This window comes from Acinetobacter sp. NIPH1876 (assembly GCF_022808535.1).
GTDB classification, from domain to species: domain Bacteria; phylum Pseudomonadota; class Gammaproteobacteria; order Pseudomonadales; family Moraxellaceae; genus Acinetobacter; species Acinetobacter higginsii.
On sequence record NZ_JALGBR010000009.1, the window covers coordinates 87,458 to 109,521 of the forward strand.

At 42.0% G+C, this 22,064-nt stretch carries 22 protein-coding genes; 15 read left to right on the forward strand and 7 right to left on the reverse strand.

The features are described from left to right. Nucleotides 1-3: 3 nt before the first annotated feature. The 10 genes from nuoH to MN869_RS11155 all read left to right on the forward strand — a co-directional run bounded on the left by nuoH (nucleotide 4) and on the right by MN869_RS11155 (nucleotide 10,955). Nucleotides 4-1,020: an NADH-quinone oxidoreductase subunit NuoH gene (nuoH, locus tag MN869_RS11110; protein ID WP_004804775.1), complete on the forward strand. Its 1,017-nt coding sequence runs from the start codon at nucleotides 4-6 to the stop codon at nucleotides 1,018-1,020. A gap of 18 nt (nucleotides 1,021-1,038) precedes the next feature. Further along, a complete protein-coding gene (gene nuoI / locus MN869_RS11115) occupies nucleotides 1,039-1,581 on the forward strand; it encodes an NADH-quinone oxidoreductase subunit NuoI (protein ID WP_004655439.1) in 543 nt (180 codons plus the stop codon). After that, on the forward strand, nucleotides 1,581-2,099 hold the full coding sequence (gene nuoJ / locus MN869_RS11120) for an NADH-quinone oxidoreductase subunit J (RefSeq protein ID WP_171061079.1): 519 nt from the start codon (nucleotides 1,581-1,583) through the stop codon (nucleotides 2,097-2,099). The genes nuoI and nuoJ overlap by 1 nt, the downstream gene beginning before the upstream one ends. Continuing rightward, entirely contained in the window at nucleotides 2,099-2,407 is a 309-nt protein-coding gene (nuoK, locus tag MN869_RS11125) for an NADH-quinone oxidoreductase subunit NuoK (RefSeq protein WP_004655436.1), read from the forward strand. The genes nuoJ and nuoK overlap by 1 nt, the downstream gene beginning before the upstream one ends. Next, on the forward strand, nucleotides 2,404-4,299 hold the full coding sequence (nuoL, locus tag MN869_RS11130; protein ID WP_005205642.1) for an NADH-quinone oxidoreductase subunit L: 1,896 nt from the start codon (nucleotides 2,404-2,406) through the stop codon (nucleotides 4,297-4,299). The genes nuoK and nuoL overlap by 4 nt, the downstream gene beginning before the upstream one ends. A gap of 1 nt (nucleotide 4,300) precedes the next feature. Next, on the forward strand, nucleotides 4,301-5,899 hold the full coding sequence (nuoM, locus tag MN869_RS11135; protein WP_005191270.1) for an NADH-quinone oxidoreductase subunit M: 1,599 nt from the start codon (nucleotides 4,301-4,303) through the stop codon (nucleotides 5,897-5,899). A 3-nt stretch (nucleotides 5,900-5,902) separates the two neighbouring features. Further along, nucleotides 5,903-7,399 carry an NADH-quinone oxidoreductase subunit NuoN gene (gene nuoN / locus MN869_RS11140; protein ID WP_004804782.1) on the forward strand — a complete coding sequence of 499 codons (1,497 nt, stop codon included), beginning with the start codon at nucleotides 5,903-5,905 and terminating at the stop codon, nucleotides 7,397-7,399. Nucleotides 7,400-7,504: 105 nt separating this feature from the next. Continuing rightward, entirely contained in the window at nucleotides 7,505-8,140 is a 636-nt protein-coding gene (gene upp / locus MN869_RS11145; protein WP_017402053.1) for a uracil phosphoribosyltransferase, read from the forward strand. A 123-nt stretch (nucleotides 8,141-8,263) separates the two neighbouring features. Next, nucleotides 8,264-8,554: a cold shock domain-containing protein gene (locus MN869_RS11150; protein WP_004804787.1), complete on the forward strand. Its 291-nt coding sequence runs from the start codon at nucleotides 8,264-8,266 to the stop codon at nucleotides 8,552-8,554. Between the two features lie 340 nt (nucleotides 8,555-8,894). Next, entirely contained in the window at nucleotides 8,895-10,955 is a 2,061-nt protein-coding gene (locus MN869_RS11155) for a TonB-dependent receptor (protein WP_081406945.1), read from the forward strand. A 49-nt stretch (nucleotides 10,956-11,004) separates the two neighbouring features. Here the strand turns inward: MN869_RS11155 and gigC are convergent, their stop codons facing one another. After that, the gene (gene gigC, locus MN869_RS11160) at nucleotides 11,005-11,889 is read right to left on the reverse strand and encodes a LysR family transcriptional regulator GigC (RefSeq protein ID WP_004804792.1); all 885 of its coding nucleotides are present in this window, start codon (nucleotides 11,887-11,889) and stop codon (nucleotides 11,005-11,007) included. A gap of 84 nt (nucleotides 11,890-11,973) precedes the next feature. Between gigC and MN869_RS11165 the strand changes: the two genes are divergently transcribed. Next, nucleotides 11,974-12,735, forward strand: coding sequence for a ferredoxin--NADP reductase (locus MN869_RS11165; RefSeq protein WP_005205637.1), 762 nt, complete (start codon nucleotides 11,974-11,976; stop codon nucleotides 12,733-12,735). 22 nt (nucleotides 12,736-12,757) lie between these two features. Here MN869_RS11165 and MN869_RS11170 read toward each other — a convergent pair whose 3' ends face one another. Then, nucleotides 12,758-13,180: a hypothetical protein gene (locus MN869_RS11170; protein ID WP_004804795.1), complete on the reverse strand. Its 423-nt coding sequence runs from the start codon at nucleotides 13,178-13,180 to the stop codon at nucleotides 12,758-12,760. Between the two features lie 203 nt (nucleotides 13,181-13,383). Between MN869_RS11170 and MN869_RS11175 the strand changes: the two genes are divergently transcribed. The 3 genes from MN869_RS11175 (at nucleotide 13,384) to MN869_RS11185 (ending at nucleotide 15,841) form a co-directional block, all read left to right on the forward strand. Next, nucleotides 13,384-13,584, forward strand: coding sequence for a hypothetical protein (locus MN869_RS11175; protein ID WP_004804796.1), 201 nt, complete (start codon nucleotides 13,384-13,386; stop codon nucleotides 13,582-13,584). A 229-nt stretch (nucleotides 13,585-13,813) separates the two neighbouring features. Continuing rightward, nucleotides 13,814-15,448, forward strand: a complete 1,635-nt coding sequence (locus tag MN869_RS11180) for a mechanosensitive ion channel (protein ID WP_033133492.1) — start codon at nucleotides 13,814-13,816, stop codon at nucleotides 15,446-15,448. 213 nt (nucleotides 15,449-15,661) lie between these two features. After that, complete coding sequence (locus MN869_RS11185; RefSeq protein WP_004804800.1) at nucleotides 15,662-15,841, forward strand: hypothetical protein; 180 nt, start codon at nucleotides 15,662-15,664, stop codon at nucleotides 15,839-15,841. A 50-nt stretch (nucleotides 15,842-15,891) separates the two neighbouring features. Here MN869_RS11185 and MN869_RS11190 read toward each other — a convergent pair whose 3' ends face one another. Beyond that, entirely contained in the window at nucleotides 15,892-17,088 is a 1,197-nt protein-coding gene (locus MN869_RS11190) for an NAD(P)/FAD-dependent oxidoreductase (RefSeq protein WP_033133493.1), read from the reverse strand. A gap of 141 nt (nucleotides 17,089-17,229) precedes the next feature. On the opposite strand from MN869_RS11190, the gene MN869_RS11195 reads away from it, so the two are divergent. Further along, complete coding sequence (locus tag MN869_RS11195; RefSeq protein ID WP_004804804.1) at nucleotides 17,230-17,595, forward strand: hypothetical protein; 366 nt, start codon at nucleotides 17,230-17,232, stop codon at nucleotides 17,593-17,595. A gap of 44 nt (nucleotides 17,596-17,639) precedes the next feature. Here the strand turns inward: MN869_RS11195 and MN869_RS11200 are convergent, their stop codons facing one another. From MN869_RS11200 to MN869_RS11215, 4 genes are all read right to left on the reverse strand, one after another. Next, nucleotides 17,640-18,506 (reverse strand): pyridoxal-phosphate dependent enzyme, encoded by an 867-nt coding sequence (locus MN869_RS11200; RefSeq protein WP_033133494.1) that lies wholly within the window; start codon nucleotides 18,504-18,506, stop codon nucleotides 17,640-17,642. Nucleotides 18,507-18,572: 66 nt separating this feature from the next. Continuing rightward, nucleotides 18,573-19,640, reverse strand: a complete 1,068-nt coding sequence (locus MN869_RS11205) for an HlyD family secretion protein (RefSeq protein ID WP_225761715.1) — start codon at nucleotides 19,638-19,640, stop codon at nucleotides 18,573-18,575. Nucleotides 19,641-19,759: 119 nt separating this feature from the next. Further along, nucleotides 19,760-21,406 carry an MFS transporter gene (locus MN869_RS11210; RefSeq protein ID WP_004804807.1) on the reverse strand — a complete coding sequence of 549 codons (1,647 nt, stop codon included), beginning with the start codon at nucleotides 21,404-21,406 and terminating at the stop codon, nucleotides 19,760-19,762. Between the two features lie 13 nt (nucleotides 21,407-21,419). Beyond that, nucleotides 21,420-21,968, reverse strand: a complete 549-nt coding sequence (locus MN869_RS11215) for a TetR/AcrR family transcriptional regulator (RefSeq protein WP_005205624.1) — start codon at nucleotides 21,966-21,968, stop codon at nucleotides 21,420-21,422. Nucleotides 21,969-22,064: the final 96 nt, after the last annotated feature.

Below are 22,064 nucleotides of genomic sequence, written 5' to 3' on the forward strand. Positions count from 1 at the left end.
TTCATGAATCAAGAAATTATACGTCAAACGCCACTTTGGGCTGAGAACTGGCCAATCGCTTATTCAGTGATTCAGGCGATTGTGATCTTGCTGGTGGTGGTTTTGGTTGCTGCTTTGATGTCATTTATTGAGCGTCGTCTCTTGGCATTATGGCAAGACCGTTATGGTCCAAACCGTGTCGGTCCAGGTGGTATGTTCCAGATCGTTGCCGACATGCTTAAGATCATGTTCAAAGAAGACTGGACACCAAAGTTTGCTGATAAGCTGACTTTCCGTTTAGCACCAGCAGTTGCGATGGCAACTGCGGTACTTTCATTCATGGTGATTCCAGTAAGTCCTACACTGGGCGTTGCGGATATGAGTATCGGCCTATTGTTCTTTATGGCAATGGCAGGTATTGCAGTTTATGCAGTGTTATTTGGTGGTTGGGCGTCTAACAACAAATACTCATTACTCGGTGGTCTTCGTTCTGCTGCTCAAACCATTTCTTATGAAGTGTTCTTGGGTATCTCGTTGATGGGTGTGGTTGCGATTGCAGGTTCATTCAACCTTCGTGAGATTGTTGAAGCACAACGTGATATGTGGTTCATCATTCCTCAGTTCTTAGGTTTCTTGATCTTTGTGGTTGCGGGTGTTGCGGTTACGCACCGTCACCCATTTGACCAACCAGAAGCTGAACAAGAATTGGCTGAAGGTTACCATGTTGAATATGGTGGTATGAAGTGGGGGATGTTCTTCGTTGCGGAATACGTCAACGTTGTTTTGATCTCGGCTTTGATCGTGACTTTATTCTTCGGCGGATGGCTTGCACCATTTAACTTAGAAATTCCATTTGTTCCACCATTATTCTGGTTCGTGATTAAAACAGCATTCTTTGTAATGATGTTTGTCTTGGCGCGTGGCTCGTTAATGCGTCCACGTTATGACCAAGTGATGAACTTTGGTTGGAAAGTTTGTTTGCCATTGGCGTTGGTCAACTTGTTAGTGACTGGTGCTGTGATTCTGATGAATCAGGCCTAGGACAGCAGGGAGTACAAAATGTATAAAATTCTAGCTGGCTTTGGATCGATTGTACGTTCGTTATGGATGGTGTTCAGCCATGTAACACGTAAACGTGACACGATCTTATATCCAGAAGTACCGGGTGAACAAATTGCGCCTCCACGCTATCGCGGTCGTATCGTATTAACGCGTGATCCAGATGGTGAAGAGCGTTGTGTGGCATGTAACCTGTGTGCGGTTGCATGTCCAGTGGGCTGTATTTCATTGCAAAAAGCGGAAAAAGAAGATGGACGTTGGTATCCAGAATTTTTCCGTATTAACTTCTCACGCTGCATTTTCTGCGGTATGTGTGAAGAAGCATGTCCAACCACAGCGATTCAGATGACACCAGATTTCGAACTTGGTGAGTATGTACGTCAAGACTTGGTGTATGAGAAAGAAAACTTACTCATTTCTGGACCTGGTAAATATCCTGACTACAATTTCTATCGTGTCACTGGTATGGCTGTGAGCGGTAAAGAAAAAGGTCAAGCACAAAAAGAAAGTGCACCAGTAGATGTACGGAGCTTATTACCATGATGTGGCCATTTTATTTGATGGCACTTGTGGCCATTGTTTCGACAGTACGTGTTGTGACCAACACCAATCCTGTGCATGCATTACTTAGCTTGATCGTTTCTCTTCTTGCGGTTGCTGGCATTTTCATGATCGTGGGTGCGCCGTTTGCGGCTGCCCTTGAGATCATCGTTTATGCAGGTGCGATCATGGTCTTGTTCGTCTTCGTTGTCATGATGTTGAACCTTGGACAAGATACCATTGAACAAGAAAGCAAATGGTTGACTTCAGATGCTTGGGCTTTTCCTGCACTGATGAGCTTTTTATTAGGCTTAATCTTGGTGTGGATGCTCGGTGGTGAATACACCACGATTTCTGCGCCAATGGGTACAGAAGTTGTTGGGCCTAAAGCAGTCGGTCAAGCACTATTTACTCACTATCTATTATTGGTAGAAGTTGCCGCGATGTTATTGCTTGCAGCACTTGTTGCAGCATTCCACTTAGGCAAACGTGAACCAGGTGCAGAAGAGGATAAAGAATAATGGGACACATCCCTTTAGAACATGGTTTGATCGTTGCAACCATCCTTTTTGCACTGGGTTTTTACGGTGTAATGGTGCGACGCAACCTTTTATTTATGCTAATGAGCCTTGAGGTGATGATGAATGCTGCTGCGTTGGCATTCGTCTTGGCAGGTAGTGTTTGGGCTCAGCCAGATGGACAGATCATGTTCATTTTGATCCTGACGCTTGCTGCAGCAGAGGCATGTATTGGTCTTGCGATCGTCCTTCAGTTTTATCATCGCTTCCATCACTTGGATGTGGATGCTGCTAGTGAGATGCGCGGATGAGTACATTATATTTAACCGTTTTATTTCCGCTCATTGGTTTTATCCTTTTAGCGGCAGGGCGTGACAAACTTTCTGAAAATGTAGCTGCCATTATTGGTGTTGGTTCAGTTGGTTTATCTGCGTTATTTGCTTTAATTGCCGGTCTTGCATTTACCAGCAGTGGTCAAACCGTTTTTGTTCAACACTTATGGACTTGGTTCAGTGTTGGCGGTTTTGAGCCAGGCATCAGCTTACATTTAGACGGCTTGTCATTATTGATGACAGGTATGGTCACAGGTGTTGGCTTCCTGATTCACATCTTCGCATCATGGTATATGCGTGGTGAAGAAGGTTATGCGCGTTTCTTCTCTTATTTCAACCTATTCGTTGCCAGCATGTTGTTGTTGGTATTGGGCGATAACTTGGCGTTATTGTTCTTAGGTTGGGAAGGCGTAGGTCTGTGCTCTTACTTATTGATTGGTTTCTATTACTCAAACCCTGCAAATGGCTGGGCGGCAATCAAGGCATTCACCGTAACACGTGTGGGTGACGTATTCTTACTCATCGCATTGTTCTTGCTCTATCAACAATTTGGTACTTTGAATATTCAGTACATTGTTGAAAATGCAGCGACTGTCATGACACAAAGCTCATCATTGTCGATCTGGACAGCATTGATGTTGTTCTTGGGTGCAGCGGGTAAATCAGCGCAAATTCCATTACAAACTTGGTTAGCTGATGCGATGGCTGGTCCTACACCAGTGTCTGCATTGATCCATGCTGCAACAATGGTTACAGCAGGTGTGTACTTATGCTGCCGTATGTTCTCTGTGATTGAAATGGCACCAGAAGTAATGCAGTTCATCTCGATTACAGGTGCTGTGACTTTGCTGGTGGCTGGCTTTGCCGCATTGGTGCAAACCGATATCAAACGTATCTTGGCTTACTCAACCATGAGTCAGTTGGGTTATATGTTTATGGCAGTGGGTGCTGAAGCATACCAAGCTGGTTTATTCCACATGTTGGCTCACGCATTCTTCAAAGCATTATTGTTCCTTTCTTCAGGTGCCGTAATTCTTGCATGTCATCACGAACAAAACATTTTCAAAATGGGTGGATTACGTCATAAGATTCCATTCGTATTCTGGTGTTTCGTAATCGGTGGTGGCGCATTGGCAGCACTTCCAATCGTGACTGTTGGCTTCTTCTCTAAAGATGCGATCTTGGGTGCAGTATATGCACAGTCTACAATTGCAAATCTTCCACTTTACAATACGTTGTACTGGGTTGGTGTTGCGGGTGCATTCTTAACGTCTATCTATACTTTCCGTTTAATCTGGGTGGTATTCTTCGGCGAAGAGAAAACCCATGCACATGCGATTCATGGCGTCACTTACTGGGGTCCGCTTGCAATTCTTGCTGCGTTATCAACAGGTATCGGCTACTTCCTACAAGCGCCAGTTGCAAAATTATTGACTGCTGCAAGCATTCCAAGTTTTGTTGTTCCTGAGAGCTTAGAAGCTGCTGTTGCACATGCTGAACATTTAGCAAGTGGTGTTGCCCTCGCTGGTTTAGCTGTGGGTATCTTCTTGTTTGCTTTTGCATACGGTGCAGTAAAAGCTTTTGCTCAAACATCTTTGGGTTCAGGTTTAGCGCACATTTGCCGTACAGCATTTGGTTTCGATGCTTTGTATGACATCGTATTTGTAAAACCTTATTTATTGATTGCGAAAATTTTAGGTCGTGATCCAGTTGACGGTTTATGGTTAGTACTCCCTGCAATTGTGAAGGGTGGTAATAGCTTTACAAGTTCGCGTCAAACAGGTTCATTACGTGAATACGCTTCAAGCATGTCACTCGGTGTAGTGGTGTTATTGATGATCTTGATCGTGATTCAGGTTGTGGGGAAATAAAATGGAAAACAATTTAATTTTACCCGCACTGATTTTAGTTCCTTTCATTGCTGGTTTTATTTGTTGGTTAGTCGATAAATACGACCAACATTTACCGCGCTGGATTGCCTTGATTGGTATGTTGATTACCTTCGGTTTGGGCATTGCACTGTGGCAAAGTGGTACATTTAGCTACGAGTTGGGCGGTAAAGTCCCGACTTGGGCGGCTGAATTCCATCTTCCATGGATTCAGACTTTAGGCATTAGCATTCACTTAGCGGTGGATGGTTTATCTCTACTTATGGTGTTGTTGACTGCATTACTGGGTGTACTTGCAGTTGGCTGTTCATGGGGTGAGATTCAAAAGAACGTTGGTTTCTTCCATTTAAACTTACTTTGGAGTTTGGGTGGGGTCATCGGTGTATTCTTGGCGATTGACTTATTCTTGTTCTTCTTCTTCTGGGAGATGATGCTCGTACCAATCTACTTCTTGATTGCGTTATGGGGACACTCAGGGTCGAATGGTCGTTCGCGTGTTTATGCTGCAACCAAATTCTTCTTATATACTCAAATCGCTGGTTTGATCATGTTGATCGGTATCTTGGGCCTTGTGGTCTATGGATACATGATGACAGGTATGATCGGTTTCGATTACAACTATCTATTGGCTGTTGCGAACCACTTACCACCTGAAGTTGCTTATGCATTCATGCTGTGTTTCTTCATCGGTTTTGCGGTGAAATTACCAGTATTCCCATTACACGGCTGGTTGCCTGATGCGCATGCTCAAGCACCAACAGCGGGTTCTGTGGATTTAGCGGGTATTTTGATTAAAACAGCTGCGTACGGTTTGCTTCGTTTCGTAATTCCATTCTTCCCGGCTGCATCAGCACAATTTGCTGATATCGCCATTATTTTGGGTCTGATTGGTATTTTCTACGGTGCATTCTTAGCGTACCAACAAACAGATATGAAACGCTTACTTGCGTACACGTCTATTTCGCACATGGGTTTCATCTTACTTGCAATTTATGCAGGTAATATCCTGACATTCCAAGGCCTCATGATCATGATGTTGGCACATGGTTTGTCATCTGCTGCATTGTTCATTATGTCGGGTCAAGTGTACGAGCGTTTACATACACGTGATTTACGCTTGATGGGTGGTCTTCGTGGCCAGCTGCAATATTTGCCATTCTTCTTGATGTTCTTTGTTGCAGCATTGGTTGGTGTACCAGGTCTAGGTAACTTTATTGGTGAATTCCTGATCTTGATGGGTTCATTCAAAGCTTATCCAGCGTTCACGATCATTGCAGCAGTGAGCTTGGTATTTGCTGGTCTTTATGGTCTGATTCTGATTCACAAAGCATTATTTGGTGAACCAAACCCAGAGCAAAAACAGCACTATACTAGTCCGCTTAAAGATCTATCTGCACGTGAAGTCACTATTTTGATGATCTGTGCGATCGGTTTAGTTTGGTTAGGTATTTACCCGCAAACATTCTTGGATATGTCTCATTCAAGCATGCAATGGTTAGTAAATAGTTATATGCCAGTACAAGAAGTTGTCGAAACTGTTCAACAGGCTGCAACTCAACTTGAACATGTGGAGATGCAATAAATCATGAACTTCACAATTTCTTTTTCTGAGCTAATGCCACTTGCTCCCGTGATGATTGTGGCTTTGACCGCAATCGTCGTGATGTTATTAACTGCGATTAAGCGTAATCACAATCTGATTGCAACAACTTCGGTTGTGGGTTTAAACCTTGCTGCAATTTATATTGGATACACCATGTTTAGTGGGCACTTTGCACCAGTAAACGTGATGGGTATGTTCATGGTTGATCCATTTACCATGCTCTATCAATTCCTGATTCTAATTGCTGCTTTAGCGTGCTGTACTTTATCTCATGCTTATATTGAGACTTATAAGGACAACCGCGAAGAGTTGTATATCTTGTTACTGTGCTCAGTGACAGGTGCAATGTTGTTGGTTTCAAGCTCACACTATGCAGCATTCTTCATCAGCCTAGAGTTGATGTCGATTCCTGTATACGGCATGTTGGCGTATACCTATCAACGTAGTCAGTCTTTGGAAGCGGGGATTAAATACCTTGTGCTTTCAGCGACTGCTTCTGCAATGTTGCTCATGGGTATGGCTTATATCTATGCGTATACAGGTTCATTGTCATTCTATGACTCTGTTCAGGCATTGTTTACTGCAATCAAACAACCAATGGTGTTATTGGGCTTAGGTTTAATTATCTTTGCTGTTGCATTCAAACTTTCACTTGCGCCATTCCATAAATGGACGCCAGATGTGTATGCAGGTGCACCGGCACCTATGGCAACCTTCTTGGCAACGGCTGCGAAAGTTGCAACGATTGGTCTATTTGTACGTTACTTACTGACTTCTGGTGCAATCTTGGTTGAATCATTAGTGACGGTGATTACCATCATTGCGGTATTGTCGATCGTGGTGGGTAACTTACTTGCAGTTCGTCAAGTCAACTTGAAACGTATCTTGGGTTATTCATCGATTGCACACTTCGGTTATTTGTTAATTGCTTTAATCAGCATGACTTACGCAAGTCTTGGTAGTGTGACGGTTTATGTAATTACCTATGTATTGACCACAATCGGTGCATTTGGTGCGGTTGCATTAATGTCGAGCCCATATAACAACGTCGATGAAGCACAAAGCCTTGCAGACTACCGTGGTTTGTTCTGGCGCCGTCCGATCTTGACTGCAACATTAACTGTAATGATGTTGTCTTTAGCAGGTATTCCATTAACAGCAGGCTTCATTGGTAAGTTCTTGGTGGTGATGGCTGCGGTGACAACGCAACACTGGTTCTTGGCGGCAATGATTGTGGTGGGTAGTGGTATCGGTTTGTATTACTACTTACGTGTGATGGTGGTGATGTATATGACTCCACCAGATGTACCTCGTATTGATGCGGATGCTCATTGGGGAAGTAAAGTCGGTGGTCTTATGGTCCTTGCTGCTGCGTTATTAGTATTGGTGATGGGTGTTTATCCGGATCCAATGATTAACTTGGCATTGAAGGCAGAGATCCTTTCTCCGTTGCACTTTATGTTGTCTCAACAACAGTAATCGTCGGATTTGTACAAAAAAGCCTCCAAAGTTGGAGGCTTTTTTATTGATGAGTAAAAAACACTTTATAATGGAGTGAGATTAATATTACCTAGGTACTCATTCGTGTCGATTCAAGAAATCCGTCATCCGCTCATTCGCCATAAACTTGGTTTATTACGTCGTTCAGATATTAGTACCAAGAACTTCCGTGAATTAGCGCAAGAAGTCACGATGTTACTGACTTATGAAGCAACAAAGGATCTTCCTGTTGTTGATCATGAAATTGATGGGTGGGCAGGGAAAGTCTCAACTCAGCGTATCGCAGGGAAGAAAATCACAATTGTTCCAATCTTGCGTGCTGGTATTGGTATGCTTGAGGGCGTTCTTAGCCTGATTCCAAGCGCGAAAGTGAGTGTTTTAGGTTTAGAGCGTGATGAAGCAACTTTAGAAGTGCGCACATACTATAAAAAGTTGGTGCCTGATGTTGCCAATCGCTTAGCCATGATTATTGATCCAATGCTTGCGACAGGTAATTCTTTAATTGCTGCAATTGATGTATTGAAAGCAAGTGGCTGTAAAGATATTCGTGTCATGGTCTTGGTTGCCGCGCCAGAAGGTGTTGCGAAAGTAGAAGCGGCACATCCAGATGTGTTGATCTATACCGCGTCGATTGACCAAGGTCTGAATGAAGAAGGTTATATTGTTCCTGGTCTTGGTGATGCAGGTGACAAAATTTTTGGTAGTGTTCAAAAAGACTGATTTTTGAAACATTCATAAAAAGAGACTTGATCTCATCCTGATACTGTTTTGGGGATAGATTGAAAGTCTCTTTTTTATTTTTATATACTGTGATGATCAGATTTGCAAAGTAGGATAAATGTCATGAAGCAAGAGTTCTATCAGGGAAAAATTAAACAATATAATCCAGACAAAGGCTTTGGCTTTATTGGGACCTCTGAAGGGGATGTGTTTTTTCATATTTCAGAGTATCCCGCTGGTGGCGAGCCGAAAAGAAATGAAAAAGTGAAATTTGTGGTCGTTGAAAATGACGGGAAGTACAAAGCCACAAAAATTGAGCTTGTTGATCCAAATCCAGCGAAAACTAGAAAAACTAAAATAGCGACGCACAATAATTCAATCACATCAGAGTTGTTATCTAACTTCAGACGCTAATTTTTCTGGTTTGATTTGAACTTGTTTTTAAAGCTCAAAAGAGAAGAGGCGGTTAGCCTCTTTTTCTTTCTATCAGTATTGCTTCTCGATTGGCCTATTGTAGCTAATCAGCTGTTGAACTAAGTCCGAGAGGCAAAGCATTTCATCGGTTATTAAGTTAAAAATAAATTATGTGAATTCTCATGATGAGATTTTTATATTCATTAAATAAATGGTTATCATTTTATTAATGATTTTTATTATCATTTGTTAATTTATCTTATATACTGTGGTCAAATTTTTATCGGGGTTTGATCACTTGAAAAAGAATATATTATTTTTATCTCTTATCGCTTTGCCGATGTTTGCTGTTGCTGAAGACAATACCGTTTTACCAACGATTACGGTAAAAGCTGATCAACAAGAGAGTTATGCTGCTGGTAAGCTCAAGAAAAATTCAAATTTGGGTAGCTTAGGCAATAAATCTACTATTGATACCCCGTTTTCTGTTACGACTTATTCGGATAAGTTGATTCAAGATCAGCAAGCTGCCACTGTTTCAGAAGTATTAAGAAATGATCCAAGTATTCGTGAAACAACCAATGCTGGACATTTAAATGAAAATGTTCAGATTCGTGGTTTTAGCGTTGGATTTGAAGACTATAACCTAAATGGCCTGTTTGGAATGGCGCCGACTGGGCGTATTCCTACAGATATTCTTGAGTCAGTCACTTTGTTAAAAGGCCCAAATGCTTTAGTTGCTGGGATGGCGCCAGCAGGTAGTGTTGGTGGCGTTGTCATGGCTCAGACTAAACGTGCCAATCAAGATTTGACTCAAGTTTCAGCGAGTTATGAAGATGGGGGATACTATAAATCAGGTTTTGATGTATCCCGTCGCTTAGGCGCAAATAATGAATTTGGTATCAGAGCGAGTGGTTCATATGGTACAGGGGAACATCTTATTGATGGAATGGATGATAGCAATGCAACTGGCGTACTCGCACTTGACTATACGACAGACAAATTAAAGTTAAATTTTGATGCCTATGCGATGCGAGATGATCGTGAAGGTGGTTCACCAGCAATGGTCTCAATGGGAACAATTAAGCAAGTGATTGCAGCTCCTGATGGTAATAATAACTATTTTCCAAAAATTGAAGGAAAGCAGAGTAGCCAATATGCGGGACTATCTGGTGAATACAAGTTCGCTCCAGATTTAAAAGTGTTTGCAGGGGTTGGATATACTGAAAAAGAATATTCAGGCCATCTTTTTGGTACACGAATGATTGTGCAAAATGCTGAAACAGGTGCTGCAAAATCTCAATATTATCGAGTAGGGACTCAGGAACACAATGTTGCGGCAAACACGGGTCTTGAAGCGAAATTTGAAACAGGAAGTATCAAACATACTGTTGGTATTCGAGCAGATTATTTAACGCGTAAATATTGGCAGCACGGTGCGGCAACAGTGTCGGCCTTTGATACTAATTTATATGATCCATTAAACACTGGAGCAATGCCAACCAGCTATCCTAAAATAGTACCTTACGGGGACAACAAGTATGTGAGCTATACATTGACTGACCAAGTTTCGATGTTGGATGATCGGTTACAGTTAATTTTAGGAGCGCGCTATCAAGATATTGATACCAAAAACTTATTCAGAAAAACTAGTTACTCAGCAGATAAGGTTTCACCAAGTATAGGTATTGTTATTAAGCCTTTTGCTGAAAATCTTTCTTTTTACGCGAGTTATGTTGAAGGTTTATCTGAAGGTGTAACCGTTTCTGATATTACTTATCCAACTGCGAAAAATAAAGGTGAAACTTTAGCACCGTACCAGACTAAGCAATATGAAATTGGTGCGAAGCATCAAATGGGTTCTTGGTTAAATACTTTAGCGCTGTATCAAATTGAAAAACCAGAAGCTTATTTAGACAGTGCTACATCAATCGTTAAAGATGATGCTGAAACTCGTTCACGTGGGATCGAGTGGTCATTCTCAGGTAATATTACTGAGGATTTAAGCTTGCTTGGAAATCTGGCTTATATCGATGCTGAGTATATTAAGTCTGGAACCCCTGCTCTTGAGGGAAAAACAATTTATGGTATACCTGATTTCACTGCTGGTTTGGCCTTAGATTATAAGATTCCACAAATTGATGGCTTGAGTATAAATACACGTGCGACCTATGTGAGTAAACAGTATTTAAATAACACAAATACTTTGGAATTACCTGATTACACTATTTTTGATTTAGGTGCTAAGTACAAAGCAAAAATTGGTGGTGTGGATACAACATTTAGAGCAAATATTGATAATGTTGCGGACAAAAAACATTGGGCCGGTGTATTTAATAATGACTATGCCATTATTGGTGCAGGTCGTACCTATAAATTGGGTGTGAGTTTCGATTTCTAAATAAAAATAAAAAACGCTTCCTATTGGAAGCGTTTTTTATTGGAGTGAATTACACCTGATGTTCGCAAAATTGTAAAAAGGCTTTCAGTCCAGGCCCTTGGTACTTTTGACGATGCACGAGCATATAGAGCGGTCGGGTTAATTGCCAGAATGGAGTATCCAAGATCACCAGCTGACCTTTCTCTTGTAGCGGTTCAATCGCTAATCTAGAAACACAAGACATGCCTAAACCACCCGCGACAATTTTTAAGATCGCTTCATTATGACCCAGTGTTAAACGAATATTGGCATCGGGTAAATCTTGCAAAATGGCATTATCAAATACTTCACGTGTACCTGAGCCTTCCTCACGTAGAATCCACTCCACATCTAGGAAATCAGTTGGACTCACGGGGCGATTCAACTGTGCTAAGGGATGATCTGGCGCACAACATACGGCTAGCTCATCATCACGCCAATGGATACATTGCAGTTGAGGTAAATGACAAGACCCTTCGATCAAGGCCAGATCCAATTGGAATTGATTGACTGCTTCAATCATTTGACGGGTATTGCCCACTTGCAGTTGCAGATGTGCTTGTGGATGACGTTGTAAAAATTCAGCCATCAAATCTGGCATTAAATAATCACTAATTGTAAGCGTTGCACCTAAACGTAGATCAATGCTTTGTAATTCACCCTTAGCCGCTTGTTCAAAAGAGTCACAGCGACCTAAAATTTCTAAAGCTTGTGGGAGTAAAAAACGTCCCAAATCATTGAGCTGCAATCGTTTACCCAAACGATCAAAGAGTGGTGCACCTAGACCATCTTCTAAATCTGCTAAAGCCATACTTGCCGCACTTTGTGTAAGTCGGACAGCATCACTCGCTTTGGTTACCGTTCCTTCTTGAGCGACCGCCACGAAAACAGCCAACTGGCGTAATGTCATGCGCATGTTAAATAGCCTTAATGTTTTGAGTATCCATCAATTATTCGATCATGCTAACATGAGCGCACTGTTTCATGCCACGTTCTCATCATGTCAATTGAAAAATTTAGCGTAGAAAAGGTTTTATCTGTACACCGTTGGACTCATAATCTTTTTAGCTTCACCATGACTCGACCAGCTCATTTTAAATTTACCGCAGGTCAGTTCGCACGTATTGGTTTAATGGTTGAAGGGGAACTGGTTGTTCGTGCTTATTCAGTTGTCTCTTCACCTTTTGATGAAACATTAGAATTCTTTTCAATTGTTGTGCCTGATGGTGCTTTTACCTCGAATCTACAACACCTCAAAGTCGATGATGAGTTGTATCTGGAAAAAATTTCCTATGGCTATTTAACGCTGGCACGTTATCAACAACCGTTACCACAGGATTTATGGTTATTGGGAACAGGCACGGGGCTTGCGCCGTTTTTATCGATGTTACAAGACTTTGAAACATGGAATAAATATCAGCAGATCAATCTGGTGTATAGCGTACGTACTGAATCTGAGTTGGCTTATGTCGAGCGTATCCAAGAGATTGCAGCCTTATTTGGCGAAGGGCATACGGGCTTTAAGTTCATTCCAATCATTACCCGTGATCCGAATGCCGCCCTGCATGATCGTTTGCCTGTTTTAATTGGCAATGGTGAATTAGAAAAAGCAGCAGGGCTCTCTTTTAACCGAGACAGTAGTCATGTGATGTTATGTGGCAATCCACAAATGGTGGAAGATACTAAAGAAGCCCTGAAGCAACGCGGTTTAATTATGAATCGTCGTGGCGAAGGCAATATTGCTGTAGAGAATTATTGGTAGAAGAGTGCTGAATGGATATGTCTTAATGTACAAACATATCCATAAATTCACGAATTTCTTGAATGGCGGTATCGACATCCGTGGTTAACCAAGTCGGTTCAAACAAGCCAATATAATGCTCTAGGCGATCTTGCGGGACGACCAGACGGACAGGACAATCTTCTTCGAGTAAGCGCCAAGGTAGAATCGGAACTTCATTATCCAAAAAGGGTTGTACATTGCGAATATCGACAATCATCGCATTGATACAATCTGGCAATGGCATCACCGAAAACTCTTCTGTACGACGACGAAAGTATTCTAAATCGCCCCATTTCAGAATATAGCTCGGCTTATTGAACTCAATAATTCCAATCAAATGTTCATCGCGTGTGTGATGTAAAAAACATTGATGGGTCACATCAGTGTCTAATTCAAGAGAAACGCTTTGTTGGCTATAGGACATAAAGCAGAACGGCTGAGAAAGGAGGCGCGTATTATAGCTTATTTTAACGCATTCTAAAACCGACTATATTTTAAACAAAAAATAAATAAAAGAAAGTGGAGTTCTGCAACCAGTGCAACGATAGTCCGAAGCTTTTTCACACAATGCAACACTGGGTATTGCTAATATAAAACTTGAAAAGTAAAAGGATGAGGGCTGCTATCATGCATGATTTTAGTAAGCCACAGCCTCATGTGGCCAGCAAAGAAGAAATTACCAAAAAGAGAAGATTACCCGTTTATATTTTGATTATGGTCGGAATCTTCCTGATTGCATTACTTGTTTATATGGTTGCTGATCATTCAGCCAATCCAACTGCTCAAGTGATCATGTCACATATGCAGTCGGCCATTCTGAATGCTTAAGCAAGCATATCTTTAGACCAAAACCAATTCATAATAAAGCTCATTGGTGTGAATCAATGAGCTTTTTTGCAATATTGTGAGACTTTTTTGTTGTATTAGTGATGCCATTGATTGATTGGAAAATAGACAAAAACTAAGGTGGAAGCATCCATAAATCATGTTCTTCATTGCAGAACGTTCTTAAGTGGATGTGTATCAAGATTTAAAAACACAATATAAGGATAACAACATGAATGATTTTTTTAGTGACCCCTCCAATCGTGGAGGATTTGATGCAATGTATTATTGGGATCAGTTTCATCCTATTTTTGCTGCAGTTGTCATCCTACTTGTAGGGTGGATTGTTGCTTTAGTGATTGCAGCAGGTGTTAAAAAATTACTGCAAAAGCTTGATACCAATCATAAATTGTCTTCTGCAACAGGCCGTACTCCAAATATTGAAAATCTGGTCTCTAAACTGGTGTTCTGGTTTGTGATGATTCTCGCTGTAGTTGGCGCACTCAATGTTTTAAATATCAGTGGGGTCAGTGATCCATTTAGCAATATGGTTGGTCGCGTATTGGCCTATATACCTAACTTGCTGGCAGCAGTCGCCGTGGGCTTTATTGGCTGGATTATCGCACGTCTGGTTCGTGCGGGGCTAACCAATGTACTTTCTAAAACTGAATTCGATGAGAAGCTGAGTGGCGAAGTTGGTGTCAGTTCACTCAGTAGCAATATTGGTGAAATTTTCTATTGGTTAGTGTTATTACTGTTCTTGCCTATTGTCTTATCAATTCTGGGTTTAACAGGGCTTTTAATTCCAGTACAAAACATGGTGAATGAAGCGATTGCTTATCTGCCGAACCTGTTTATTACGGCTGTGATCATTTTCGTGGGCTATGTGTTAGCGAAAATTGTAAGAGGCATTGTTGAAGGCTTAAGTAATAGTCTGGGTTTACAGGCGCAAGCTGAAAAAGTTGGCTTATTTAAGAACTCAAATGTTTCTAAATTCTTAGGTTCATTTGTATTTGCCATCATTATTATTACCACTTTAATTGTGGCTTTTGAAGCCTTGGGTATCCAAGCAATTTCTCAACCTGCAACCGCCATGCTCAATCAAATCATGTATGCAATTCCACAAATCATTGCAGCTGGTTTGATTTTAATTGTGGCTTATATTGTCTCCCGTTTTGTTGGACGTTTAGTGGCTGAACTGATTTCTGGGGCTGGGGTGGATGAAATCCCGATGAAGCTGGATTTACAACGCTTCTTGGGACAAACCCGTGTTTCTGACGTGATCGGTTGTTTAATTGTTTTCTTTACCATGTTATTTGCGGTTTCAGAGGCAGCCAATCGACTTGGATTAGAACAGGTCAGTGTACTGATCGCGATGTTTATCCAGTTTGGCGCAAGTATCCTACTTGGTGCTGTGATTCTAGTGATCGGCTTCTGGTTAGCTAATGTGGTCGCCAACATCGTACAACGTGGTGAATACAACAGTTCACGCTGGTTAGGCAATTTAGTCCGTATCTTAATTATGGGCTTAGTGATTGCAATGGGTTTAAAAGCCATGGGCATTGCTGACTCGATTGTGAATTTGGCATTTGGTTTAACACTTGGTTCAGTTGCAGTCGCATTTGCATTGGCCTTTGGTCTAGGAGGACGTCAACCTGCAGAACGCTTACTGACGGATCTTTTAGATAAAGCAAAAACTGAAGGCAATAAACCAAATCCATTACATAAGGATGAGGTTAAGCCAGTAGTTCCTGTGAGTCCAACACCAACAGCACCAACGACTCCAGTAAATCCTGTGAGTCCGACGCCAACGTCATCAGATACTCCGGCGAATCCACCACCAATTCCGCCGTATTCGGATGAATAGAAAAAATAATCTTTGATTTTTTTAATCAATTCGACCACTCTAAGCAGGGTGGTCGTTTTGTTTGTATCGGCGCTATTGGCTTTTGTTTTGGATTGCGATTGGATATTTTGAGTAAAGTTAGAGGGTTTAAATAACAAATTTGACCTCAAAAGCAATTCATTTATAGCTAAAGTATCAATAGTCTCTAAATAAAAAGTCTATAGGAGAATGAACATGAAGAGGCCAAATCGAGTATTCGCACCGATTATTATTGCAGGCATTACTGTAGGGTTCTTGGCGAGTGCTTATAAATTTGTTGTTGCTAAGTCAAACTCTTCTAAAGAGAGACCCATTGAAAATACACAACAAATCGCAACTTCAGAAGCGGCAAACTCTTCAGACCACCAAAACTGAAACAGATTTTATTGAACGTAGCCTGAAGTGCTGTAATTCATATGGTCATATCAGACAAATTGAGCCGCTGCCTGTGCAGAAGACCATGCCCATTGGAAGTTATAGCCACCTAAGTGTCCTGTAACATCCAGCACTTCACCAATAAAATATAAACCTTTCTGTTTTTTACTTTCCATGGTTTTGGAAGATACTTCACTGGTATCCACCCCACCGAGTGTGACTTCGGCCGTTCGATAACCTTCAGTACCTGATGGTTTTACCGTAAATGCATGCAATTGCGCTGCTATATGTTCGAGTTGTACATCACTGAGATTGCCAATTGGTGTTTCACTTTGTTCTGTCCAAATCAGTTGCTGTAATTCAAGTACGATACTTTTGGCGGTAAATTCACTGATTAAGGTGCGTAGTAGAACTTTAGGCTGTGACTTTTTCTTATCTTTAAAGAATTGTGCAAAGTCTTGGCTTGGGAAGAAATCAATTTTAAAGCTTTCCCCAACATGCCAGTAGTTCGAAAGTTGCAGTGAGCTTGGACCACTAAGACCACGATGGGTAAACAGCAAAGCTTCGGTAAATTGATGACGATCATTGATCAAGGTTGCGTCTAATGCATTGCCACTCAAGCGGGTGGTGACTTCTTTAAACTGATCGGAGAAGGTGAACGGAACCAGACCCGCACGGGTTGGATAAACATGATGTCCGAACTGTTGCGCAAGTTCATAACCAAAACCTGAGCCACCGAGGGTTGGAATGGATAATCCGCCCGTTGCCACAACTAAGGATTCACAGTGATAAGTCCCTTGACTGGTTTCAATCATAAAACTGGAATCTGCCTGAGCCTTCACTTGCTGTACTTCACAGTGGGTTTGAATCTGAACACGTTTGGCTTTGTCACATTCTGAAAGTAAAAGTTCCAGAATCTCTTTAGATCCTTTGAGGGTAAATAATTGCCCGTGTTTGCGTTCTTCGTACTCGATGCCGTATTCGCAGACCAAAGCAATAAAGTCCCAATTGGTGTATCGCGTTAAGGCTGAGATGACGAAATGTGGGTTTTCAGACAAATAATTGGCAGCTTCGACCTCCAGATTGGTAAAGTTACATTTACCACCACCTGACATCAAAATCTTTTTGCCGACTTTATTGGCTTTTTCCAACACCACAACCGAGCGCCCACGTTTGCCTGCTTCTGCAGCCAACATCAAGCCTGATGCACCTGCACCTAAAACAACAACATCAACTTGATGAACCATGGGGAAAATACTCAAGGGAGGAAAAGCGGGCAATTATAGAAGATTTAGAGCAGTTTGAGTATGTTGATTGTTTGATTAAAAAAGATACTTTTAAAATCAAAGCATGTTATAAAATTGGACTCAATAAAGGGGATAACAATAATGAATGATAAGACTTTTTTAGAAGGCACTCCGCCTCATCAGCAAGATCAACTCAGACAATATACCTTAATTGCGTATGGGCTTTATGCGGCCAGTATTTTTGTGGGATTAACAAGTATTGCTGCCATTATTATGAATTATATGAAGCGTGACGAGGTAAAAGGAACATGGTTGGCCAGTCATTTTGAATGGCAAATCAAAACCTTTTGGATCACTCTCATTGCTGCAATTATTGGATTTATCTTGTCTTTTGTACTCATTGGTATTCCGATTCTATTTGCAGCATCAATCTGGTTTATTTATCGCATTGTCAAAGGCTTAGTGGTGTTTATGGACAATAAGCCGATTGGTGATGGCTGGTTTTAAGCACTTGATTCGATCAAATAAAAAGTCACTTGCGAGTGGCTTTTTTATTTTAAGCGCCCTTGTAATCCACCCGTATGAATCGCCAAAATACGGCTATTTTCAGGAAAATACTGCTGCTGAATTAAATCGAATAGCCCCAGCATCATCTTGGCGGTATAGACCTGTTCCAAAGGAATTGCATATTGTTGTTCGAAGTGTTGCATAAATTGCAGCAACTCAGCTGTGGTTTTTGCATAACCACCACAGCAGTAGGCATCGGTTAAAGACCAATTACTTTTGTTGGTCCACTGTTGAATATTCTGTTTTAGGAAGTCGCCTTTCAATGCTGAAAAACCTAGAACCTGTTGTTGTGCAGAGCTGCTTTCAATCAGTCCAGCAATGGTGCCACCTGTTCCAACTGCACAACAAATCACATCATAATTTTCTCGATCATCTTTGCTTAAAATTTCCTGTGTTCCTTGCAGTGCAAGTGCATTGCTGCCACCTTCTGGAACAATAAAGGCCTGAGGATATTGCTGTTGTAGTTGTTGTAAATATTCCGCTTCATGGCGCAGTCGATACTCAGCCCGACTGACAAAATGCAATTGCATACCAAAATCTTGCGCTGTCTGTAGGGTAGGGTTTAAGTTTTGAGTTGCAAGTTCTTCACCACGAATTATGCCAATGCTTTGCAAGCCAAAACGCTGTGCAGCATAGGCTGTAGCAGCAATATGATTGGAGAAAGCACCACCAAAAGTCAGAACTTGAGTCAAACCTTGTTGTTGTGCTGCAAGCAGGTTGTATTTCAGCTTATAAAATTTATTGCCTGAAATGTGAGGATGAATCAGGTCCAGACGCTTAATGGTCAGTTGAACCGAACTAGGAAGTGCTAATGTTTGATAGGGTGTGGGAAAAGCAATGTGATCAAACATTTTCGAACAAGAGAAATGGATTTGATCACATTGTAAATGGATTTGATTGAGAATGTCAGTTTTGTATTAGGAGTCGGTATCCACAGAGGTAATTACCGACATCCCAGGACGTAAGTTTTCGATGCCTTTTTGATTTGGATCTATGGCGATACGGACTGAAATACGTTGTACCACCTTGGTAAAGTTACCTGTGGCATTGTCGGGTTTGAGTACACTAAATTCTGAACCTGCGGCAGGGGAAATCTGTTCAACATGTCCTGTAAATTTCTGATGATTCATCGCATCGACGGTGAAATACGCTTTTTGCCCAATTTTCATATTGGCAATTTGGGTTTCTTTAAAGTTGGCAATCACCCACGTTTGTGTCGGAATCAGATAAAGCAATTGTGTCCCCGCAGCGACATATTGGCCCACCCGTGGATTGACCTCACCCAATTGTCCATCCAGTGGTGCAACAATGGTGCTGTAGTCTTTGGTGGTATTGGCTTGGTCGAGTTGTGCTTGTGCACTATTAACTTGTGCTTTTAAGCCAGACTGTGCCACTTGCGCCGTTTTTAAAGCTTCTTGTGCCACCAAGATATTGGCTTCGGCTTGTTTTAGTAAGGCGTGATTATTCTGCGCATCTGCCGCGGCTTTATCTTGTTCAGATTTAGACGCCGCACCGCTATCGCCCAATTGTTGGTAGCGTTTTAGCTGAGCCACAGATAAATCATACTGTGCCTTGACTTGATCCAGTTTGGCTTGTGCGGCCACAACATCGGCCTGACGTTGCGCAATGGCTTGGGTTTGATTGGCAAGACTGTTTTCTGCTTGCTCTACACCAGATGCTGCTTGCGTCACTTTTTGGTCATAGGTGGTGGCATCAATATGCATCAAAACCTGACCTTGTTTAACTTGATCAAAGTCTTTGACCAAGACATCTTTAATATAGCCATTGATCTGTGAAGACAGGATGGTGGTTTTACCTTTCACATAGCTATTGTCAGTTTGTTCAACTGCTGTATGGAAGGGGCCAATGCGCCATGCCCATAAAATAATGGTGATTCCGACCAATAACACCAGCAGCATCCACCACAGGGTAGAGCGTTTGGTTTTAATGAGTTTACTGGTCGGCGGTGGTGGTGGAGGCGGCATTTGGGCGACAGTCTCAGGCACCTTGGCTGCTTGAGTTGTCTCATTTTGCTCAGTGGTTTGAGCATTATTATTTTCAGGTTTCTCTTGTTCGGACATAAGCTTTTCTCAATCAAAAAGGACTAACTGGCTGCTTGCAGATTTTTTCGGGTTTTGTATTTATCCCGTGCATATTTAAATAGCCCCCACAGCAATAACACCACTGCAAAAATACCGTTTAATACGATTACATCGTTATAGGCACGTACCTGAGCCTCACGGGTGACCACCTTATTCAGGTTTTGCAAGGCTTGGTTATTTTGCAAAACAGGGTCATTGCTACTGACCATGGCACTATGTTGGTAGGCTTGTAAACGCTGTGCCACAATTGGATTTGTCGGGTCAAGATTGCTATTGATTTCGACTTTATAATCATAGGTATGGCGCTGCTGATAGGTGTTGAAAAAGGAGGAGCCGACCAAACCACCAAAATTCTGTGTGGCTGAAAACAGTACAATGAAGGTCACCACATATTGCGGGCCACGTTGCAGGGTACGCATAAAGCCCATCAGCAGCAGTGGGCCGATAAACACACCACCTGCAAAGCTGACGAGAAATTGACTGCGGTAAAAGTTGGCAGGACGCACATCACTGGTCAGGTGATAGTCCAGCGCACAAGCAATCAAAATCAGGATTTCAGCAAGGAACAAATTCAGAATCAGTCGTTCACGATGGAAGGTCAGAGCACTAAATACCGAACCTGCAATGGTGCCGCAGAAGATCACCACATACAGTGGTACAAACTGGTCAGGTCCCATGCCCATAGTCTTAAGGAAATTGACCGCAGCATAGCTTTGTTCTGACATGAGTAAGCGTAGGGCGAAGGCACTGACCACAAAACTGAGTAGATCACCTGCGGCTAACCAACGGGTCATAATCAATGGATTGCTGCGATAGTGTTCATAAGTCAGTCCCAACACAATCAAACAAAAACCGACGATTAAGGTGTAGGCCAACCAAGGACTATTGAACCACCATAAAATCGGCCCTTGGGTGAGTACGATACACAGACAGGCAAAACCGGGTGCAAGCAAGGCAAAGGTAAAGAAGTCCTGCTTCTCGAATACCTCTAAGCGTAGGCTGCGTGGCAGTTTTAACGCCACCACCATGGCAAAACAACAAATTGCCAAACCCAATTCAAAGGTATAAATCACATCCCACTGATTGGCACTGAGCAGAAAAGGCGAGATGATCCATGCCAAAGGCAGGCCAAGTTGCTGAAAGCCGAAGGCCAGATAAATCCCTTTGGCCATATCCGCCTTACCAAAGGCTTGCATGGTGTAATACATCCCTAGCGAGCTTAAAGGCGCAGCTGCCAAACCTGCAATAAAGCGCACAAATAAGGCAACTTCATAGGTTTGAACAAAGATATGTAATACCAGTACACCAATAAAAGCCAACAGGCCAATTTCTGAAAATAAGCGCAAACCATATTGTTGGCGGGCTTTAAACAGAATCAGGTTAGAGCTGACATTGGCCATCACATAGGCTGCAGGTAGCCATGCTGCTTGCGATGGGGTGAGACCATATTCACCTTGGAAAATCGGTAAATTGGCAACGATAAACCCGTTACTTAAACTGGCTGCAATACATATAAACAGACCAATAAAAAAATAGGCAAAACGTTTTGGTCGGGCATGTGCAATTGCAGCAGGCGAGCCCGGTAAGGTTGGGCGCTCATCGGCAGACCAATCTGGAGGAGTCTCTAGATAGCGAGGGCTTTTATCCATATTATTCCTCGAACTAAACTTTAATGCCGTTTAATAATAATTCTATTGCTCGTTTGGCTAAGCGCACTTGATCAGAGGCGTGATGTCCTTGAAATGAAGAGCCCAAAATCGCTGTAATCATGGCAAAATCGTGTGGCGTTAAATCTGGACGACACAATTTGTGTTTTATGGCGCGATCAATCAAGGGTTGCAGTGCTTTATCACGCCGCTCATAAATGTTTAGCATGATTGGGTCTTGCCGATCAATAATGCGCCAGTAATCAATCAGCACCACCAGATGGGGCAATTGTTCGATATGCCCCTCGATCAGACGAATAAAGCCATCATCAAAGTCTTGTAAGGCAAGCGTACGTTGTTCCAAACGTTCTATGGCACGTTCCAGTAATGCTGTCATCAAGGCTTTACGATCTGCAAAATTACGGTAAAAGGTTGCACGTCCCACGCCAGCATGATCAATAATGGCTTGTAAAGGCACATGAACCCCTTGCTTGCGAAAGATTTCTTCAGCCGCATTTAGAAGTTCATCACGATTATGCGCTGCCAATTGCTGACGTTTTGCCATGATTCAAATTTCTTGGGAGATAGGGTGAATTAAACGGACATTTTTGTCCGAAGTAAATATGCTGAGAAACTTTATTTTGTTTAATTTCGGTTAAAT